16 protein-coding genes are annotated in these 19184 nt (G+C 49.7%); 2 read left to right on the top strand and 14 right to left on the bottom strand.

The genetic code is table 11. From position 1 onward, the window contains the following. Window positions 1-18 precede the first annotated feature (18 nt). From HC248_RS09600 to aceA, 9 genes are all read right to left on the bottom strand, one after another. A complete protein-coding gene (locus HC248_RS09600) occupies window positions 19-516 on the bottom strand; it encodes a MerR family transcriptional regulator (protein WP_168923773.1) in 498 nt (165 codons plus the stop codon). 179 nt (window positions 517-695) lie between these two features. Beyond that, entirely contained in the window at window positions 696-1013 is a 318-nt protein-coding gene (locus HC248_RS09605) for an integration host factor subunit alpha (protein WP_168922307.1), read from the bottom strand. Between the two features lie 58 nt (window positions 1014-1071). After that, entirely contained in the window at window positions 1072-3498 is a 2427-nt protein-coding gene (pheT, locus tag HC248_RS09610; RefSeq protein WP_168922308.1) for a phenylalanine--tRNA ligase subunit beta, read from the bottom strand. 32 nt (window positions 3499-3530) lie between these two features. Next, entirely contained in the window at window positions 3531-4595 is a 1065-nt protein-coding gene (pheS, locus tag HC248_RS09615) for a phenylalanine--tRNA ligase subunit alpha (protein WP_420371981.1), read from the bottom strand. Between the two features lie 160 nt (window positions 4596-4755). Beyond that, window positions 4756-5118, bottom strand: a complete 363-nt coding sequence (rplT, locus tag HC248_RS09620; RefSeq protein WP_168922309.1) for a 50S ribosomal protein L20 — start codon at window positions 5116-5118, stop codon at window positions 4756-4758. A 25-nt stretch (window positions 5119-5143) separates the two neighbouring features. Further along, window positions 5144-5347, bottom strand: a complete 204-nt coding sequence (rpmI, locus tag HC248_RS09625; RefSeq protein WP_011802230.1) for a 50S ribosomal protein L35 — start codon at window positions 5345-5347, stop codon at window positions 5144-5146. A gap of 223 nt (window positions 5348-5570) precedes the next feature. Next, a complete protein-coding gene (gene infC / locus HC248_RS09630; protein WP_168923775.1) occupies window positions 5571-6161 on the bottom strand; it encodes a translation initiation factor IF-3 in 591 nt (196 codons plus the stop codon). A gap of 109 nt (window positions 6162-6270) precedes the next feature. Next, on the bottom strand, window positions 6271-8178 hold the full coding sequence (gene thrS / locus HC248_RS09635; RefSeq protein ID WP_168922310.1) for a threonine--tRNA ligase: 1908 nt from the start codon (window positions 8176-8178) through the stop codon (window positions 6271-6273). A 377-nt stretch (window positions 8179-8555) separates the two neighbouring features. After that, window positions 8556-9875, bottom strand: a complete 1320-nt coding sequence (gene aceA / locus HC248_RS09640) for an isocitrate lyase (RefSeq protein WP_168922311.1) — start codon at window positions 9873-9875, stop codon at window positions 8556-8558. Window positions 9876-10172: 297 nt separating this feature from the next. On the opposite strand from aceA, the gene HC248_RS09645 reads away from it, so the two are divergent. Continuing rightward, window positions 10173-11072, top strand: a complete 900-nt coding sequence (locus HC248_RS09645) for a DMT family transporter (protein WP_168922312.1) — start codon at window positions 10173-10175, stop codon at window positions 11070-11072. 10 nt (window positions 11073-11082) lie between these two features. Here HC248_RS09645 and HC248_RS09650 read toward each other — a convergent pair whose 3' ends face one another. Genes HC248_RS09650 through HC248_RS09665 form a run of 4 tightly spaced genes read right to left on the bottom strand, consistent with a single transcriptional unit; the run spans window position 11083 to window position 15166 of the window. Continuing rightward, on the bottom strand, window positions 11083-11919 hold the full coding sequence (locus HC248_RS09650; RefSeq protein WP_168922313.1) for an ABC transporter permease: 837 nt from the start codon (window positions 11917-11919) through the stop codon (window positions 11083-11085). Between the two features lies 1 nt (window position 11920). Beyond that, window positions 11921-12844, bottom strand: a complete 924-nt coding sequence (locus HC248_RS09655; RefSeq protein WP_168922314.1) for an ABC transporter permease — start codon at window positions 12842-12844, stop codon at window positions 11921-11923. Window positions 12845-12848: 4 nt separating this feature from the next. After that, window positions 12849-14024: an ABC transporter ATP-binding protein gene (locus HC248_RS09660; RefSeq protein WP_168922315.1), complete on the bottom strand. Its 1176-nt coding sequence runs from the start codon at window positions 14022-14024 to the stop codon at window positions 12849-12851. A gap of 8 nt (window positions 14025-14032) precedes the next feature. Then, window positions 14033-15166 carry an extracellular solute-binding protein gene (locus HC248_RS09665; RefSeq protein WP_168922316.1) on the bottom strand — a complete coding sequence of 378 codons (1134 nt, stop codon included), beginning with the start codon at window positions 15164-15166 and terminating at the stop codon, window positions 14033-14035. A 205-nt stretch (window positions 15167-15371) separates the two neighbouring features. Between HC248_RS09665 and HC248_RS09670 the strand changes: the two genes are divergently transcribed. After that, on the top strand, window positions 15372-16091 hold the full coding sequence (locus HC248_RS09670) for a helix-turn-helix domain-containing protein (RefSeq protein ID WP_168922317.1): 720 nt from the start codon (window positions 15372-15374) through the stop codon (window positions 16089-16091). A 499-nt stretch (window positions 16092-16590) separates the two neighbouring features. Here the strand turns inward: HC248_RS09670 and HC248_RS09675 are convergent, their stop codons facing one another. Further along, entirely contained in the window at window positions 16591-19059 is a 2469-nt protein-coding gene (locus tag HC248_RS09675; protein WP_168922318.1) for an adenosylcobalamin-dependent ribonucleoside-diphosphate reductase, read from the bottom strand. Window positions 19060-19184 lie beyond the last annotated feature (125 nt).

The following is a 19184-nucleotide window of genomic DNA, read 5'->3' on the forward strand; positions in this document are numbered from 1 at the left end:
CCTGTGCAAATGCTTGTATTAGCAGCGAATACTTAGCAAATCACGGATTTCAAATAACTCTTGTCGCAGAAGTTCTAGCCGATGTGGCTCTATGCTTATTGATGAAAATTCAACGGCTTGAAAATGCTGTGTAGATTGAGGCGAAAGATCATTTGTAGCGATTTTTTCCTCAAGCGCAAGCTGCTCTGTTTTTTCGCGAGGACCGATGTCAAGGGAGCCAAACAATAGCGCTTCGTTTGAGTGTTTATTATTTTGAGTTTGAGCTAACTCTATCAATTTGTTTCGCGCGCCGCTGATAGTGAAACCTTGGTCATACAGCAAATCCCGTATGCAACGAATCATTAAAACGTCGTGGTGTTGGTAGTAACGTCGATTACCTCGCCTTTTCATAGGGCGCAATTGGGTGAACTCTTGCTCCCAGTATCGAAGCACATGTGCTTTGACTCCGCACAAATCACTAACTTCGCCAATAGTGAAATAACGCTTAGTAGGAAGAGTGGGCAGGGGTTTAATCAAATCCATCAGCACGTTGAGGAAAAATTATCTAATTGAGCTTGAAGACGCGCTTAAAAACGTAGCGTTCAAGCTGGTTTCTTTGATTGTTGGACAGGTTAAATCCAAACAATTCAATCATATTAACTCAATAGAAAAGGATATTGACACTGATTTTTGCCACCTTGAAGTTGTCAGCGCACTTAGGCTCCGCCCTGAATCTGATCTTTAAGTTTGAGACTGGCGTGAAAAGTAACCACCCTGCGCGCCTGAATAGGTATTGCCTCGCCGGTCCTAGGGTTACGGCCAGGACGCGGCGATTTTGTACGAATCTGAAAGTTTCCAAAACCCGAAATTTTCACATCTTTCCCGTCAACCAAGCTGTCCGAGACGAGAACAAAAAACGAATCAATCATGTCCTTGGCTTCACGTTTGTTTAGGCCTAGTTGATCGAACAGCATTTCAGCAAGAAAAGCTTTGGTTAGCGCGGGGGTTTCCAGACTTTCAACAGAAAATTCCATAAGTACACTTACCTTTAATCTGCGCTTAGCAGAATGTTGTGTTTGTCTCCACTATCCATCATGCGCGCAAGCGTGCTTGTAATTCACGCTGTAAGCTGGTGAGCACGGACTGCACAGCAGACTCAATATCATCCTCAGTCAGTGTAGCTGTACCGCCCGAAAGAATAAGTCGAACTGCCAAGCTTTTTTCACCCATTTGCAAACTGGTATTGCCAGCCACGGGCCGGTAGACATCGAATAGTTGGGCACGCAGCAAGCGGCCTTGGGTTTGTGCGCCATTGATAGTACGCACCAAGTCAGCATGGGTAACACTTTCAGCGACGATTACAGCAATATCGCGCTCGACTGGTTGCAACTTGCTGACAGGCGAGAATTCAGGCACTGGGCGTTGCAGCACCGCCTCCAAGTCAAGCTCAAACAGCAGCGGCGCAAGCGCCAATTCGTAGCTCTGACGCCACTTAGGGTGAAGCTCACCCACAAAACCAATAGCCTTGCCATTGAGGCTTACGCAAGCGCAGCGTCCAGGATGCATCGCAGGATGTTCTGCAGGTGAAAACTCGGCTTGCAAAGGTGCGAGCAAGGCCTGCACATCGCCTTTGATATCGAAGAAATCGACGGCTTTATCCGCTTGCCCCCAATGCGTGGGTGAACGTGGACCATAGGCTAAACCACTTATACGCATGGGCTGGTTGAATCCGGCCACCGTGGTATCCGTGTTCTGGCTATTCGCATCACGCAAAAAAACATGACCTAGTTCAAACACATTTATGCGCGGTGCTTTACGGTCAAGATTAAACTTAAGCACTTGCAGCAATGAGCCCAACAACGAAGAACGCATCACGCTCATCTGGCTAGCAATCGGATTGAGCAGTTTGATTGGGTTGGCGTTGCCAGCGAGTTCGTGCTCCCAGCGCTCTTCCACAAAACTAAAATTAATCGTTTCTTGATAACCCAAACCAGCCAGTGCGCGGCGCACAGCGAACGGACTACGCTCTGACTCAGGGCGAACCCTAGCGGTGATGGGCGCAAGCGGCGGTGTAGCTGGCAAATTATCGTAGCCCAACATGCGCACGACTTCTTCAATCAAGTCTTCTTCGATTTGCAAGTCAAAGCGAAAGCTTGGCGGGGTTACTGTTAAAGTGCCCTCCCCTTCTTTGACGTCTAAACCCAAGCGCTGCAAAGCATCTAAACATTGAGCCTGCGAGACCGGCATACCCAAAACCTTGGCGGCACGAGCGACACGTAATGTGACTGGCACTGACTTGGGGATGTTGACCTGAATATCGTCCATGGGTCCGCAAACCGTCTCAGGCAGGCCGCAGATATCAAGAATTAATTGCGTGATGCGTTCTAGATGTTCAGTGGTGTGACCTGCATCTACACCGCGCTCAAAACGATGACCCGCATCGGTAGAAAAATTGTAGCGGCGTGATCGGCCAGCAATAGCTTTAGGCCACCAAAAGGCGGCTTCGACGTAAATATTTTGCGTCTCATCCGTAACCGAAGTCGCGTCGCCACCCATGATGCCAGCCAGAGATTCGACTTGAATATCGTCAGCAATGACACCGACTTTTTCGTCAACTGTGACGGTATTGCCGTTAAGTAATTTAAGCGTCTCACCGGCTTTTCCCCAACGCACATCGAGGCCACCATGAATTTTGTCAAGGTCAAAAATATGTGTAGGTCGGCCCAACTCAAACATCACGTAGTTAGAAATATCGACCAATGCAGTCACGCTGCGTTGGCCGCAACGCGCCAACCTGTCCACCATCCAAGTAGGTGTCACCGCTTTAGTGTTAACGCTGCGCAGCACACGACCCGAAAAACGGCCGCACAAATCGGGGGCACTGATCTTGACGGACAAACGACTTTCATCGCCAACCGCAACGCTTGGAAAACTCAGCGCTTTAAGTGGTGAACCGGTCAACGCAGAGACCTCACGGGCTACGCCGTAAATGCTCAAGCAATGCGCCAAATTTGGGGTGAGTTTGAGCGTGAATAAAGTGTCGTCGAGCTTTAAATACTCACGAATATCTTGACCGGGTTGGGCATCATCAGCCAACTCCATTAGGCCGCCATGATCTTCGCTGAGTTTTAGCTCGCGAGCTGAGCACAACATGCCCTGACTTTCAACACCGCGCAACATTCCCAACTTTATCAAGAAAGGTTTGCCGTCTTCACCGGGTGGTAGTTCTGCGCCAACTAGTGCGCAAGGCACTCGAATACCAACGCGCGCATTAGGCGCACCACAAACAATGCTTAGAAAATCACTACGGCCCACATCAACCTGACAAATGCGCAGACGATCGGCATTCGGGTGTTGTTGTGCATCGACGATTTGACCGACCACAATATGGTTAAACGGCGGAGCAACAGGCTTGAGTTCTTCGACTTCTAGGCCAGCCATAGTCAAGGTGTGAGCGAGTTGTTCAGTGCTCAAAGAGGGGTTGCAAAATTCGCGCAACCAGGATTCAGGAAATTGCATTATGTGCTTTCAGCTTATTTTTTTGGATTTAATCAGGATGAGAATTGCGATAAAAAGCGCACATCACCGTCAAAAAACAAGCGTAAGTCATTCACGCCGTAACGCAGCATAGTCAAACGATCTGGCCCCATACCAAAAGCAAAACCGATGTATTTTTCAGGATCAAGCCCCATGTTGCGCACTACATTGGGATGGACTTGACCCGATCCTGCCACCTCCAACCAACGGCCGGCGAGTGGGCCGGTTTGGAACTGTATGTCTATCTCTGCACTGGGCTCGGTGAAAGGGAAAAAGCTGGGACGAAAGCGCAGCACCAAGTCATCAGACTCAAAAAATGTGCGGCAAAAATCCGTGAACACATATTTCAAATCTTTAAAGCTCACGTTCTCACCAATCCACAGGCCTTCGCACTGGTGGAACATGGGTGAATGCGTCGCGTCGCTGTCAACACGGTAAGTGCGACCTGGAGCGATGACACGAATTTCTGGCATGCGTTCGCCAGCATCAATAGCTGCGCGGTGCTTTTTAACATGCTGCACGGCGTAACGAATTTGCATCGGGCTGGTGTGCGTGCGCAGTAAATTAGGTGCAGACTCAGTGCCGCCTTCGACATAAAAAGTGTCGTGCATGGAACGAGCCGGATGATCTTCAGGCGTATTGAGCGCGGTGAAATTAAACCAGTCGGTTTCTATTTCTGGCCCTTGGGCAACATCGAAACCCATGGAACCGAATATGGCTTCTATGCGCTCTAGCGTGAGTGACACAGGGTGTAATCCGCCTTGCGCGCGCTGGCGGCCGGGCAAGCTCACGTCTAGGGCTTCAGCTTTGAGTTGTAGGTCAAGCTCAGCGTCGGCTAGTGCTTGACGACGCTCATTTAAAGCCGCTTCAATCGCCTGTTTGGCCAGATTGATAGCCGCACCGCGCGACTTTTTCTCATCAACGGGCAGCTGCGCCAAACCCTTCATCAATTCGGTGATGCGGCCGGCTTTGCCGAGGAACTGGGCCTTGGCATTTTCCAGATCGGCCGGCATGGCGGCGAGATTAAAACTGGCTTTGGCGCTGGTCACCAATTCATTCAGGGCTAAGTCTTGGGTCATAAATTATTTCTGAATTCTTGTATGCATTTTGTGCTGCGTAGGCAGCTGCGGGTGATAGAGCCGGCAGGCCTGAATGAAAAAAGGGCCAGAGCCTTTTCAAGCTCTGGCCCTTTATTTTCTTACCAGCCGCTATGAATCAGACAGCAACTAGGTTTGAAAATCAGGCAGCAGCCAATTTGGCTTTGACCTGGTCGACGATGGCGCCAAATGCGGCACTGTCGTGAATCGCCATATCGGACAAAACCTTACGGTCAATCTCGATACCGGCTTTGCGCAATCCGTTAGCGAACTGGCTGTAGGTGATGCCGAACGAACGGCTGGCTGCATTGATACGGGCAATCCACAAGCGGCGGAAAACACGTTTCTTGGTACGACGGTCACGGTAGGCATATTGCCCAGCCTTCATTACCGCTTCTTTAGCGACGCGGAAGACATTACCGCGGCGACCGCGAAAACCTTTTGCAAGGGCTATGATTTTTTTGTGGCGGGCGCGAGCCGTTACACCACGTTTGACGCGAGGCATTTAATTACTCCTGAACGTTGTTAAATTAAATGCCACGGCCTGGAAGCATCTGTGCCATGTGACCCATATTGGTCTCATGAACAGCTACTGATCCACGCAATTGACGCTTGTTCTTGGTGGTCTTCTTAGTCAGAATGTGACGTTTGAAGGCTTGACCACGTTTGACCGTGCCACCTGGACGAACTCGGAAACGCTTTTTAGCGCCGCTCTTGGTCTTCATTTTGGGCATATAAATGCTCCTTTTGATTTGTGCTCGTGAGGCGCTGCGAACCTACGCAGACTTGACGGCCCCGAGACACTTATAAAGGCCGCCAGCTCCGAGAAGTTTTAGCTTCTCGCTGCCCGCAGCCTTGGCGAAAAAAGCGCATGGCTTTCTTCAGTCGAAAGACGGATTCTACTCTGACTTTAAGGGATAGCTTTACAGCCAGCCCTTTTAATTTTTATGCGCCGCATTAAGAAGTGCTAGCAGCAGCTTCTGTTGACTGTTTGGCGCCTGGTTTTTTACGACCCGGTGCAATCATCATGACCATTTGACGACCTTCTAGTTTTGGAAACTGCTCAACCAATATCAGATCGGCGAGCTCATCACGAATACGTGCAAGTAAAGCCAAACCGATTTCTTGGTGAGTAATTTCCCGACCACGAAAGCGCAGAGTAATCTTGCACTTATCGCCATCATCTAGAAAACGCTTGATATTTCGCAACTTGATGTTGTAGTCACCATCATCAGTACCGGGGCGGAATTTAATTTCCTTAATCTCGATAACTTTTTGCTTGGATTTGGCGTCCGCCGCTTTTTTCTGCTCGGCATATTTGAACTTGCCGTAATCCATTAATCTACAAACGGGTGGAACCGCTGTTGGAGAAATCTCCACCAGATCAACATCATATTCACCTGCTAGACGCAATGCCTCCATCAAATTGACGATGCCCAAAGGCTCGTTATCGGGGCCAGAGAGACGCACTTCGGGAGCCATGATTTCACGGTTCAAGCGGTGCTTGCGTTCTTCGCGGTGACGACGGTCACGAAATTCTGTAGCGATGGTTTTTGTCCTTCAATGCTTGCTATAAAAGCTATAGCGGCTTTGCCCAATGAGATGATAAAGATGAACCAAAAACGCTCAACAATGTTTGCTTGAGCGTTAAATCTGATCAGGTTTTTTGTGCAATGTCCGTAGCGATTTGCGCTGCAAATGCTGCTAGTGACATGACGCCAAGGTCTTTATTACCGCGGGCTCTTACTGCTACTGCGCCGGCTTCTTTTTCCTTGTCACCAAGAACAAGAATATAAGGGGGCTTTTGTAACGAGTGCTCTCGTATTTTATACGTTATTTTCTCGTTCCTGAGATCTAATTTGACTCTTATCCCTTGATTTTGCAGTGTCTTTGCCACTTCGCGTGCGTAATCAGCTTGTGCATCTGTAATCGTAAGTACGCAAACTTGTTCCGGCGCTAGCCAAGTAGGTATCGCGCCAGCGTGCTCCTCAATCAGTATTCCGATGAAGCGCTCAAGGCTGCCAACAATCGCGCGATGCAGCATGACAGGTCGGTGACGGGCGCCGTCTTCGCCCACGTATTCAGCATCGAGTCGCTCGGGCATTGAGAAGTCGACTTGCATAGTGCCGCACTGCCACTGACGGCCAATCGCGTCTTTTAACGTGTATTCGATCTTAGGTCCGTAGAACGCACCGTCGCCTGGAGATACTTCAAATTCGCAACCGGATGCACGCAGACTTTCCATCAAGGCATGCTCGGCTTTGTCCCAACTTTCGTCTGAACCAATACGGGCTTCTGGACGCGTCGCGACTTTGTAAATGATGTTTTTAAAACCAAAGTCGGTGTAGACCTTTTGCAGCAAGGTTGTGTAGTCGACACATTCTTTGAGAATTTGCGACTCAGTGCAAAAAATATGGCCGTCGTCTTGGGTAAAACCACGCACACGCATGATGCCGTGCAGACCGCCCGAAGGCTCATTGCGATGGCATTGACCGAACTCGCCATAACGCAATGGCAAATCGCGGTAGCTCTTAATGCCTTGCTTGAAAATCAAAATGTGACCGGGGCAGTTCATAGGCTTGAGCGCATATTCACGCTTTTCGCTCTCGGTCGTGAACATGTTGTCGCGGTACTTGTCCCAGTGACCTGTTTTCTCCCACAAAGTCTTGTCTATAACTTGTGGGCCTTTGACCTCTTGATATCCATTGTCTTGGTAGACCTTGCGCATGTATTGCTCAACGCCTTGCCAAATAGTCCAACCCTTGGGATGCCAAAAGACTAGGCCGGGCGCGTGATCATCAATGTGAAATAAATCCAGCTCTCGGCCTAACTTACGGTGGTCACGCTTTTCAGCTTCTTCTAGTTGAAGTAAGTAGTTTTGCAAGTCATCTTTAGTCGCCCAAGCCGTGCCGTAGATGCGTTGCAGCATCTCGTTTTTGTGGTCACCGCGCCAATAGGCACCAGCTAACTTCATGAGCTTGAAAAACTTAAGCTTGCCGGTGCTGGGTACATGCGGGCCACGGCACAAATCTTCAAAATCACCTTCGCGGTAAAGCGAGACATCTTCGTTTGCTGGGATGCTGGCAATAATCTCAGCTTTGTAAAACTCACCTTGGCTTTTGAAATGCTCCACTGCCGCGTCGCGTGGCAATACGCGGCGTGTGACGGCTTCGTCCTTGGCCGCGAGTTCGGTCATACGCTTTTCGATAGCGATCAAATCGTCGGGCGTGAAGGGGCGCTTGTAGGAAAAGTCGTAGAAGAAACCGTTTTCAATCACCGGGCCAATCGTCACCTGTGCATCGGGGAACAATTCTTTGACGGCATAGGCCAACAAGTGAGCGGTAGAGTGGCGAATCAAGTCTAGGCCGTCCGCATCCTTGGCGGTGATGATGCTAAGGGCACTGTCTTTTTCGATCAGAAAACTGGTGTCAACCACTTTACCGTCGACTTTGCCGCCCAATGCAGCTTTAGCCAAGCCTGCGCCAATGGAGGCAGCGACTTCAGCCACGGTAACGGCCTGAGGAAATTCGCGCTGTGATGCGTCTGGAAGCGTGATCTGAATCATGTAATGGACTTTAGAGCGTTGGAGACAACAAAAAGCGCGGAACCTGCCGCGCTATGAAAGTTATCCGAAGAGTAATTTAGTTTGATGACTCAAAACTAGTTAACTGGCTTGGCCGGCAGGGCTTAATCAGTTGAGGCGTGTGAGCGTCGAGTTCGCTGCAATGTCAAAAGACAAGTCGATGGGGTTGGCAGTAGAAAAGCAAACATGCATGTATTTTACGGCAGCTTTGCCCACCCTTTGATTAAGCAGCCTGATAGACATGTCACAAGCCCACTAAAGGCCATAAAAGCAAAATAAAAAACCCGGCAAAAGCATCTTAATGCTCGCCGGGTTTTGACCAATCAACGCTCTAAGTCATCAGAGCGCATTAAAGATTTTTAGTGGAACTGCTCTTCTTCGGTTGAACCTGTCAATGCAGTAACGCTGGACTTTCCGCCCTGAATCACAGTCGTTACTTCGTCAAAGTAACCAGTGCCGACTTCTTGCTGATGGGACACAAATGTGTAGCCACGATCACGAGCTGCAAATTCTGGCTCTTGCACTTTCTCAATGTAAGCCGTCATACCGCGTGCTACATAGTCTTGCGCCAAGTCGAACATGTTGTACCACATCGAATGAATGCCGGCCAAGGTGATGAACTGGTACTTGTAACCCATGGCGCCTAGTTCTTTCTGGAACTTGGCAATGGTTGCATCGTCAAGGTTTTTCTTCCAGTTAAACGACGGCGAGCAGTTGTAGGCCAACATTTTTCCGGGGTGAACTTTGTGCACTGCTTCGGCAAATTTCTTGGCGAACTCAAGGTCAGGCGTGCCAGTCTCGCACCAGACCAAATCAGCGTAATGGGCATAAGCAATAGCGCGACTAATCGCCTGGTCCATGCCTTTACGGGTTTTGTAAAAGCCTTCTGCTGTGCGCTCGCCGGTAATGAATGGCTTGTCGTTTTCGTCGTAGTCGCTGGTGAGTAAGTCAGCAGCTTCTGCATCAGTACGGGCAATCACCAAAGTAGGTACGCCGCAAACGTCAGCTGCCATACGGGCCGCAATCAACTTTTGGCAAGCCTCTGCAGTAGGCACCAACACCTTGCCACCCATGTGACCGCATTTTTTAACTGATGCGAGTTGGTCTTCAAAGTGAACACCAGCAGCGCCAGAATTAATCATGGCTTTCATCAATTCAAATGCATTCAGCACGCCGCCAAAACCAGCTTCAGCATCGGCAACGATGGGGGCGAAGTTATCGATATAGCCCTTGTCGCCAGCGTCAATGCCTTTGGCATGTTGGATTTCGTCCGCACGGCGGAACGTGTTGTTGATACGCTCAACGACTTTTGGCACCGAATCGACTGGGTACAAAGATTGGTCTGGGTACATAGCGGCGTAGCCGTTGTTATCTGCAGCGACTTGCCATCCCGACAGGTAAATGGCTTTCACGCCAGCCTTAACTTGTTGCATGGCTTGACCACCCGTCAGAGCACCAAGGCAGTTCACATAGGCTTCTGTGTTAACCAAATTCCAAAGCTTTTCGGCACCGCGGCGAGCCAAGGTGTGCTCGATTGGGAAGGAGCCGCGCAGACGAACCACATCCGCTGCCGTGTAACCGCGCTTAATGCCTTTCCAGCGGGGGTTGGTTGCCCAGTCTTTTTCAAGGGCGGCGATTTGTTCTTCGCGGCTTGATACTTCAGTATGGTGTTGGGTCATGGTGCGCTCCGTAGGTTAAGAAGAGTTTGAAACTAAACGATTTGATTTCTGGTCTGGGTCTAGTTTAAGTCTTCTACAAGACTATTTTTACTCTTATGTCTTATATAAGATAAAAATTAAATTCAATTAAATCAACAGTTATTTTTGCTTTTGCCACAATACAAAATGTCGTCTCTTATATCGAGAAATATTTTTGCAGCGCAACAATTAAATTTTTCATATTATAAAAAGCACTATGTTGAATATGAAATTTAAACGGCACAATCTCGATTAATTAACGCAATACAGAAAAAATTGATGAATCGCTTCGCCGCCTTTGCCTGTCTCGCCTTGAGCATGACTCTGGTTGGCAGCTATGTAGCCCTCTCCAAACCCTTGGTTGCTGCCCTGCCCGTCTTTTTGCTGGCTTGGCTACGTTTTGGTATAGGCACAGCAGCCATGCTGCGCTGGCTTAAAAAGCCGGCCTTTGAAGCGCCCATGACACAGCTCACCAAGCGCCTATTGTTTCTTGAATCTTTTCTAGGCAATTTCCTGTTCTCCATTTGCATGCTGTACGGGGTGAGCCTGACCAGCGCTTTGGCTGCGGGCGTCATCATGGCCGCCATTCCCGCCGCAGTGGCCCTTCTTAGCTGGATCATTTTGCGCGAGAAAATAAGTCTGCGAATATGGGCTGCAGTGGCCTGTGCAGTGCTAGGAATCAGCTTGGTTTCGCTGTCAAAGAATCAAGGTTTAGAGACTTCTCAACCGCTAAACAGCCAAGCTTGGCTAGGCAATTTACTCTTGATGGCAGCGGTACTTTGCGAGGCCGCTTACGCCGTGATTGGTAAACAGCTCACCGGCGTGCTAAGCCCCAAGCGAATCACATCATTAATAAACCTTTGGGGCTTTGCACTTGTCACACCCTTTGGCTTGTGGGTAGCAATAGACTTTGATTTTGGCGCGGTTCAGCTTCACAGCTGGTTGCTACTGATGTTCTACGCCATGTCAGCCAGCGTATGGACTGTTTGGTTGTGGATGACAGGTCTTAAGCTGGTGGCGGCAAGTCAAGCCGGTATCTTCACAGTACTACTACCGGTTAGCGCAGCGGCTGTCGGTGTACTGGTGCTAGGAGAGCAACTTAACCGAGTGCAGGGTCTGGCATTTGCGATCGCTTTGGCAGGCGTGTTGCTCGCGACCTTGCCGGCCTCGCGTCGCTAGTTTTTTTAAGTCACTTTTCTTGCTGTTCCAGTCTTTGCCGCCTTTGCCGACGCAGCATAAGCAGGCTGTAAACAATGATGCCTATAGACACCGTTGCAATCAGCAGCGTAGCGGCAGCATAAACCGAAGGATTCAGGCCGCGTCTGGCGTAGCTAAAAATAACCTGTGGCAGCGTTGTCACGCCTGGGCCAGATAAAAATTCTGAAATCACCACATCATCAAAAGACAGCGTAAAAGTAAGCAGCCACGCTGACACCAAAGCAGGTGTGATACATGGCAAAGTAACCAGAAAAAATACTTGCACGGGCCGGCAACCTAAGTCTTTGGCCGCGTCCTCCAGCGACAAATCCATCTCTGCCAAGCGCGACTTAATCACCACCGTCGCATAGGCCATGCCCAACAAAGTGTGGCCTATGACAATCGTCGCCACGCCGCGCTCTGGCCAACCAATGGCGCGTTGCACTGCGACAGAAAGCAGCAGCAGCGACAAACCAATAATGACCTCAGGCATGACCAGTGGCGCATTGACCATTCCATAAAACAAGGTGCGGCCTGAAAAACGCTTGTAACGCACCAGTACGAAAGCTGCAAAGCAACCCAGTAGCACTGAGAAACAAGCCGTAATCAAAGCCACCTTAAGCGAGAGAAAAAATCCGGCGACAAGCTGAGAGTCATCCACCAAAGCCTGATACCAACGCAGAGAAAATCCGGTAAAAACACCGTCTTGCCGGGTGCTATTGAATGAAAAAACAATTAAAAAAATCAGCGGTATATTCAGAAACAAAAACACCAAGCCCAGCCACAAGCGAGCCATGTTTCTTTGCAACCAGTAATCCAGTGCTCGCATGTTAAACCCGACTTTCATCTTGACTCGCATTGCTGTAGCGGTAATACAGAGCCAGGGGCAACAAGATAAGCACAATCATCACAACGGAGAGCGCTGCAGCACGCGGCCAGTTATTACTGCTAAACATCTCGTCCCACACAACCCGACCAATCATTAAGTTTTCAGCCCCGCCCAAAAGAGAGGGAATCACAAACTCACCGATACAAGGGATAAATACCAGCATAGAGCCGGCAACAATACCGCCACGACTGAGCGGCACAGTCACCAACCAAAACGCAGACCAAGCGCTAGCGCCCAAGTCGTGTGCCGCCTCCAGCAAACGCATGTCCATCTTCACCAAGTTGGCATACAGGGGCAAAATCATAAAAGGAATGTAGACATAAGTCATGCCTATCAACATAGACACATCGGTATAAAGCATGATTAAAGGCTGATGAATAATGCCCAGCGCAAGCAAAGCGTTATTGATAATGCCTTGGTCAGCCAAAATACCTTTCCAAGCATACACACGCAATAAAAAAGAAGTCCAAAACGGCAGCATCACCAGCATTAAGAGCGCTGGCCTAATCGTGGGTTTGGCACGTGCCAAAAAGTAAGCAAACGGATAACCAAAAATCAAACAGAAAAAAGTAGTGAGAAAAGCGTATTTGAGCGAAGTCAGATAGGCCTGCAAATAAAGCGTGATGTCGCTTTGGCCATCACTGAAAATCGAGATGTAGTTTTGTGGCTTAAGCAGTATTTTCAAACTGCTGGGCGCACTTTCAAAGAGTGGCGCAAATGGGTCTACCCCATTGCCCATATCAGTCACGCTGATACGCAGCAAAATCAAAAATGGCAACGCAAAAAACAGTAGCAACCAAAAAAACGGCACGGCAATCACAAAGCGCCGACCAAGTTGAAACTGAAAATACTTAAACAAACTCATGGCGCTACAGCGTTAACACCACAGGCGAGGCCGCATCCCACCAGAAATACACTTGGTCGTTCTTATCTATCGGGCTGCTGTCTTGGCGCGCGGTGTTTGACTGAGTAATACGTATGCTTATTGTTTGAGACAAAGACTGCACAGCATCATTGGCATTGGCCACAGCCGTATCCACAAGAAAGCTGCTGTAGCTGCCAAAGTAAGCGATTTCCCGCACTTTGCCAGTGAACAAGTTAACGTCAACATTTGGTCTAGATTTAGAAAGATGGATTTTTTCGGGCCGCAGAGAAACGGCAGCCGGCATGCCTAGCGAGCCACTCACCCCATGACCGACGTGAATCACACCTAAATTGGTTGTGAGTTCACAGCAATCAGGCTCATCAAGGCTTAACTGGCCTTCGAACAAATTGACATTACCGATGAAGTCCGCCACAAAGCGGCAATTCGGATGCTCATAAATTTCTCGTGGCGTTCCGACTTGCAGAACGCGTCCTTGGCTCATCACCGCAATACGCGAGGCCATAGCCATTGCCTCATCTTGATCATGGGTGACCATCACACAGGTCACACCTACTGATTGCAAAATATTGACCAGCTCGAACTGCGTTCTCTCACGAAGTTTTTTATCTAACGCGCCCAAAGGCTCATCGAGCAACAGCAGTTGCGGCTTCTTAGCCAAACTGCGTGCCAAAGCGACGCGCTGCTGTTGGCCGCCTGAGAGTTGATGCGGTTTTCGTTTGGCAAAGCTTTCAAGCTGCGTCAGGGTGAGCATTTCGTCAACACGCACGGCGATTGAAGCCTTGTCCATGCCTTCGCGCTTAAGACCGAAAGCAATGTTGTCCCAGACATTGAGATGAGGAAACAATGCATAAGACTGAAACATCATATTGATGGGCCGCTCATGCGGCGGCAAACCCACAATATTTGCGCCGCCCAACACAATGCTGCCGGCGCTAGGCTTTTCAAAGCCCGCCAACATACGAAGAAGTGTCGACTTACCGCAGCCAGAACTGCCGAGTAAGGCGAATACCTCACCTTTACGAATCGACAGACTGACTTCGTCCACCACGGCAACGCCGTCGTAGCGCTTGACGAGTTTTTCGGTGCGTAAAAATCCAGCGACAGGCGCGTGACCAAACTCGGGCGTGTAGTTATCCAATGCGGATGGGGCTTGCGACATTCAAGTCATCAGCCTTTTTTAAAACGGGTAAAAACATTGCTCATGGATTCGCGTGCCGCGTTGCTAAAGCTAGACGGTACCAGCATTTTTTCAAGATTTGTTGAATCAGGAAAAACGGTTGGGTCCTTGGCTATTTCAGGTTTAACCAATGCCAAGCTAGCCTTGTTGGCAGTAGCGTAGCCGAGCTCATTGGTCAGCGAAGCGGCAACATCGGCTTGGAGAAAATAGTTTATGAAGGCGAGTGCATTTTTCGGATGTTTGGCGTCTTTGGGGATGGCCAGATTGTCAAAAAATATCAATCCACCGGTAGACGGCAGCAAGGCCTCGACCTCATTACCATTTTTATTCTCAATCGCCCGGGCGCGCGCAATATTGATGTCGCCAGCCCAGCCGAGTGCGACGCAGGCCTTGCCACTGGCCAAGTCATCAATCATGGTGCTAGAGAAAAAGCGTATGTCTGGCCTAACCTTGGCCAACATGGCGCCAGCGGCTTGATGATCGAGCGGGTCGTTGGAATAGGCATTTTTACCAAGGTAATGCATAGCCGGCGGTATCACCTCGGTGGGCGAGTCGAGCAACACAATGCCGCAAGTTTTTAGTTTGGCGGTGTAGAGCGGATTAAACACCAGCTCCCAAGCATTGACCGGCATAGGCATAGTGCCGAGTGCTTTGGCAACCTTGGCCTTATTAATAGCCACTGTCGTAAAGCTCCAAGCCCAAGGCACTAGGTAGTCATTACCCGGGTCAATAGCGCCCAGCTTGGCCATGATGGCAGGGTCTAAATTTGTGTAGTTAGCGAGCTTGCTTTTATCGAGCTTTAGCAATAAGCCAGCGTCAATTTGCGGCTTGGCAAAAACTGCCCCCGGCACCACGATGTCGTAGCCCGAATTACCGGCGACTAACTTGGCTTGCAATGCCTCGTTGTTCTCAAAAGTTTGGTAGTTGACCTTGATACCGGTCTCTTTAGAAAAATTAGCCACCATGTCTTTGGCTATGTAGTCTGGCCAGTTGTAGACATTGAGTATTTTTTCCTCGGCACTGGCTAAGGCCGGCGCGGGCTTTGCCGCGACAGGTGCATCGTTTTTGCCACAGGCGGTCAGCGCAATGACTGATAAAGATATAGACCACAAATACTTATTCATGACGTTCTGAGTCCTTTAAAAGTAACTATAAGAGCTGCGCCGCTTATCACTGCGCAAATTAAATCTGCCAGATTGTAAGAGCTTAGTGGGATTGTTTTCAAAGCAATTTGCGGACCATGACGGTCTATGAACAGACTTAAAAATAAATGATGTGTTTTTCAAAAAAAAAGTGTTAAAAATTCACACACAGATAAAAATAATTCACATGAATAAACCATCCAATACCGTGACTTACTCAAAATGTAATCTTCGTGGATTTTGCATACCAGCCGGTCTCAACGACAAGGACTATGCACGAATTGACGAGTTAATCACCGTCAGGCAACGCGTACAGCGCGGCCATTACTTATTTCGGAACGGGGACAAATTTAGCTCACTGTATGCCATTCGCAGCGGCTTTTTCAAAACTTGCGTCGCTACGAAAGATGGTCGTGAACAGGTCTCAGGTTTTCAAATGGCCGGTGAGATCACAGGTCTAGACGGTATTGTTAAATCTGAACACAGCTGTGATGCGATTGCACTAGAAGACGCGGAGGTCTGCGTCATTAAATATGAAAGCGTACTAAAAGTCGCGCAGGAAATGGACGTGTTTCAACACCATATGTATAAAATTTTAAGTCGCGAAATTGTGCGCAGTGCCAGTGTAATGTTGCATTTAGGCAGTCTGCGAGCGGAAGAACGCGTGGCAACATTTTTGCTCGATTTAACGCAGCGCTTGCAAGCACGCGGCTTCTCAGAATCAGAAATAGTGCTGCGCATGACGCGTGAAGAAATTGGCAGTTATTTAGGCTTAAAACTTGAAACTGTGAGCCGTACTTTTTCAAAGTTTGCCCGGGACGGTACGTTAGCAGTTAAGCAGCGTCACATCCGAATACACAAACCAGAAGAACTCATGCGCATCGCCAACCATCAGTTCTGCCACTGATTTAGGCGAATCACACGTTGCAAATTTTGCAATGCAGTAAGCGCTTGATATGAGTGAAGGTTAAGAGCAGTTATAAGGCCTAAAAAAGTCGAGCATCACAGCTTGCTTAAAAGCAAGCGTGAGCTGTTTTCAAAACCAAAGAATAAACAGTTGTAGCACCGAATTCTGATTGCAACCGATGACTCTAACTTGTCACACAACGCGGTTGAGAATTGCCTGTAAATTGTTTGTATCACGAGTGCATATGTTTTTTTACTTAAAGTCGTTCTCCGCTATCCGGTGATCTATTTAGAGGAAGGTATGACCCTCCCACAGGACGAGGTAGCTAAGATTGAAAAAAAAGTAGACACCGGCGACAAAAGACATCGTCGTCGTTATCAAAACTGAAGCTTAAGATTTACGACTCAAAGCCAAGGCGATCACTACAAGTTCTGATTTGATTGCAGAAACCAACATCAGAACGGTTTAAAAGCAGCGCACCAAAGATCAAGAAAACACCTTAACCGCAAGCGCCCACAAATCCGCACTGCGTGCAGTACTCGCAACCATCTTTGCGGATTACCGCATGTGCGCCGCATTCATCGCACTTTTTGCCAGCCATTACGCCGGGCCCGGATGCGGGCGTTTCTGCCACAGCATCAATTCCCGGCAACGATGGCGTGCCGCTACGGCGTTCGAGAATGTTTTGCACCGCGTAAGCAATCGCTGCGACTTCAGAGTCATGCCACAAAGGTATCAAACTACCGTCTTCACGCGTGCGCTGACCTAAGCGGACAGGACCTCTGTCCCAAGCGACTTTGCGCATATCGCTCAAAGCCCGGTCTAAAAAGCCGCCGCGCGCAGCCAGCGACAGCAAGCGCATGCTGGCTGTTATCCACTGCTGCGACTGCGCGTTCTGTCCAACCGGCATAAAAAATTCAATCGCACGATCAGAAGTGGCCGAACTTCCTTGCTGTGCAACAGGCAGGAAAGACACCACCAGATACAGAGTCTGCTGACCTTCGTGCGTCCAATATTCAACTTTTTCAGCTACCGCATCTAGCGCACCTTTAGGCCGACTCTCGATTACGCTGCGCATTGGGTCTGCAGTCGCCGCCACTACAGCGGGAGCGATCGCAGCGACAGCTGTTGGCGTAGCCGGCGTAGTGGATGTTGTGGGCGTGACAGACAGCACAGAGCCCAAAATATCATTGGGTCTATAAGTCGCCATGCCCTTTAGCCCGGCGCGCCAAGCTTGTTGGTAGAGACTCTTAAAACGGTCATAAGGATAGTCAACCGCGATATTGACGGTCTTAGAGATGGCAGTGTCCACAAAGGGCTGAACCACTTCCATCATCGCTATATGGTCTTCAGCGCTAAGCGCTAAGGCAGTCTCAAAGTAATCAGGTAAATTTTTGACATCGCCGCCCATTGCTTGATACAGACGCCAAGCATGGTCTTGCACCTCATACTCAGTGTGACCGCCGTTAGACTCGCGTTTTTTGCGCGTGTATGTCCAAGAAAATGCGGGCTCGATTCCATTCGACGCATTGTCGGCAAACGCCAGACTGACAGTACCAGTAGGCGCAATCGACAACAAGTGGCTGTTGCGTATGCCGTGTTTGCGAATCGAGGCTTGCAGATAATCCGGCAGGCGGCTGGCAAAAGTACCCGGCTCAAGATAAGCCTTGGCGTCGAACAAGGGGAATACGCCCTTTTCTCGTGCTAAGGCGACCGAGGCGGTGTAGGCGCTGTCGCGCATGCACTCTGCAATCCGCTTTGCCGTATCACGGCCCTCGGGTGAGCTGTAACGCAGACCAAGCATGACCAGCGCATCACCCAAGCCAGTAAAGCCAACACCAATACGACGTTTAGCTTGGGCTTCTGCCTGTTGAGCCGGCACTGGCCAATGTGTGAGTTCGAGCACATTGTCTAGAGCTCTGACTTGCAGTGCGACAGCGCTGGCGAAACTTTCAAAGTCAAATGAGGCTTGCGTGTCTTTGGCGAAGGCGTTGCGTACAAAGCCGGTCAAAATCATAGGCCCAAGATCACAGCAGCCATAAGGCGGCAGCGGCTGCTCGCCGCACGGGTTTGTGGCGCTGATGGTTTCTATGGCGCGCAGATTGTTGTCTCGGTTAATTTGATCTAAAAACAAAATACCGGGTTCGGCAAAGTCATAAGTCGAGCGCATAACGGCATCCCACAACGCACGTGCTTGCAGCGTCTGGTAGACCCAAAGCATGTCCTTGCGCTGATGCGCACCATCAGCACAAAGAGCTGCATTGGGCTGCTTGACATGGACTAAGTCCCAAGTTTGATCTTGTTCTACAGCATTCATGAACTCGTCGCTCACGGCGACAGAGACATTGAAATTGTTCCAGCGACCCGGCGTGCGTTTAGCGGTGATGAACTCCATCACATCCGGATGATCTATGCGCAGCACACCCATCTGGGCGCCACGTCGGGCGCCAGCGCTCTCTACCGTGGCGCAGGACTGGTCAAACACATTGATGTAGCTGCAAGGACCAGAAGCCGTAGACGCCGTGCCGAGAACACGCGCGCCGCGTGGGCGGATACGGGAGAAGTCATAACCCACACCGCCGCCTCGGCGCATGGTTTCAGCGGCTTCGCGCAAGGCCTCGTAAATGCCGGGATAACCCGCATCATCTACACCTTGAATGCAGTCGCCGACGGGTTGCACGAAACAATTAATTAAAGTGGCCTGTATGCCGCTTCCTGCAGCGCTCATGATGCGGCCAGCACCGATGGCACCGAGGTCCAAGTTGCGGCGAAACAGTTGCTCGTACTGCTCGCGCTTTTCCGGCAGTTCAATGCTGGCCAGGGCCTTGGCTACGCGATCAAACACATCTGAGGCCGATTGTTCGTTACCTTTGAAATACTTCTCTCGCAGCACGTCTTCGCTAATTAGCTGAGCCACCATGCTTTTGTTAGCCAAGGAGAGATCTTGTATTTTTAATCGGGAATTCATATTGATACTTTCTTGCACGCTACGCGTCGCACTGCTTGGTAGTCACAGTGACGAGCGGCGAATGTTGTGTGGGATAAACCAAGTATAGGATTAGCCGATTAACAGGGCTTGCACCGGGTCAAGCA

Origin of the sequence: Polaromonas vacuolata (genome assembly GCF_012584515.1) — a bacterium.
Lineage (GTDB): Bacteria > Pseudomonadota > Gammaproteobacteria > Burkholderiales > Burkholderiaceae_C > Polaromonas > Polaromonas vacuolata.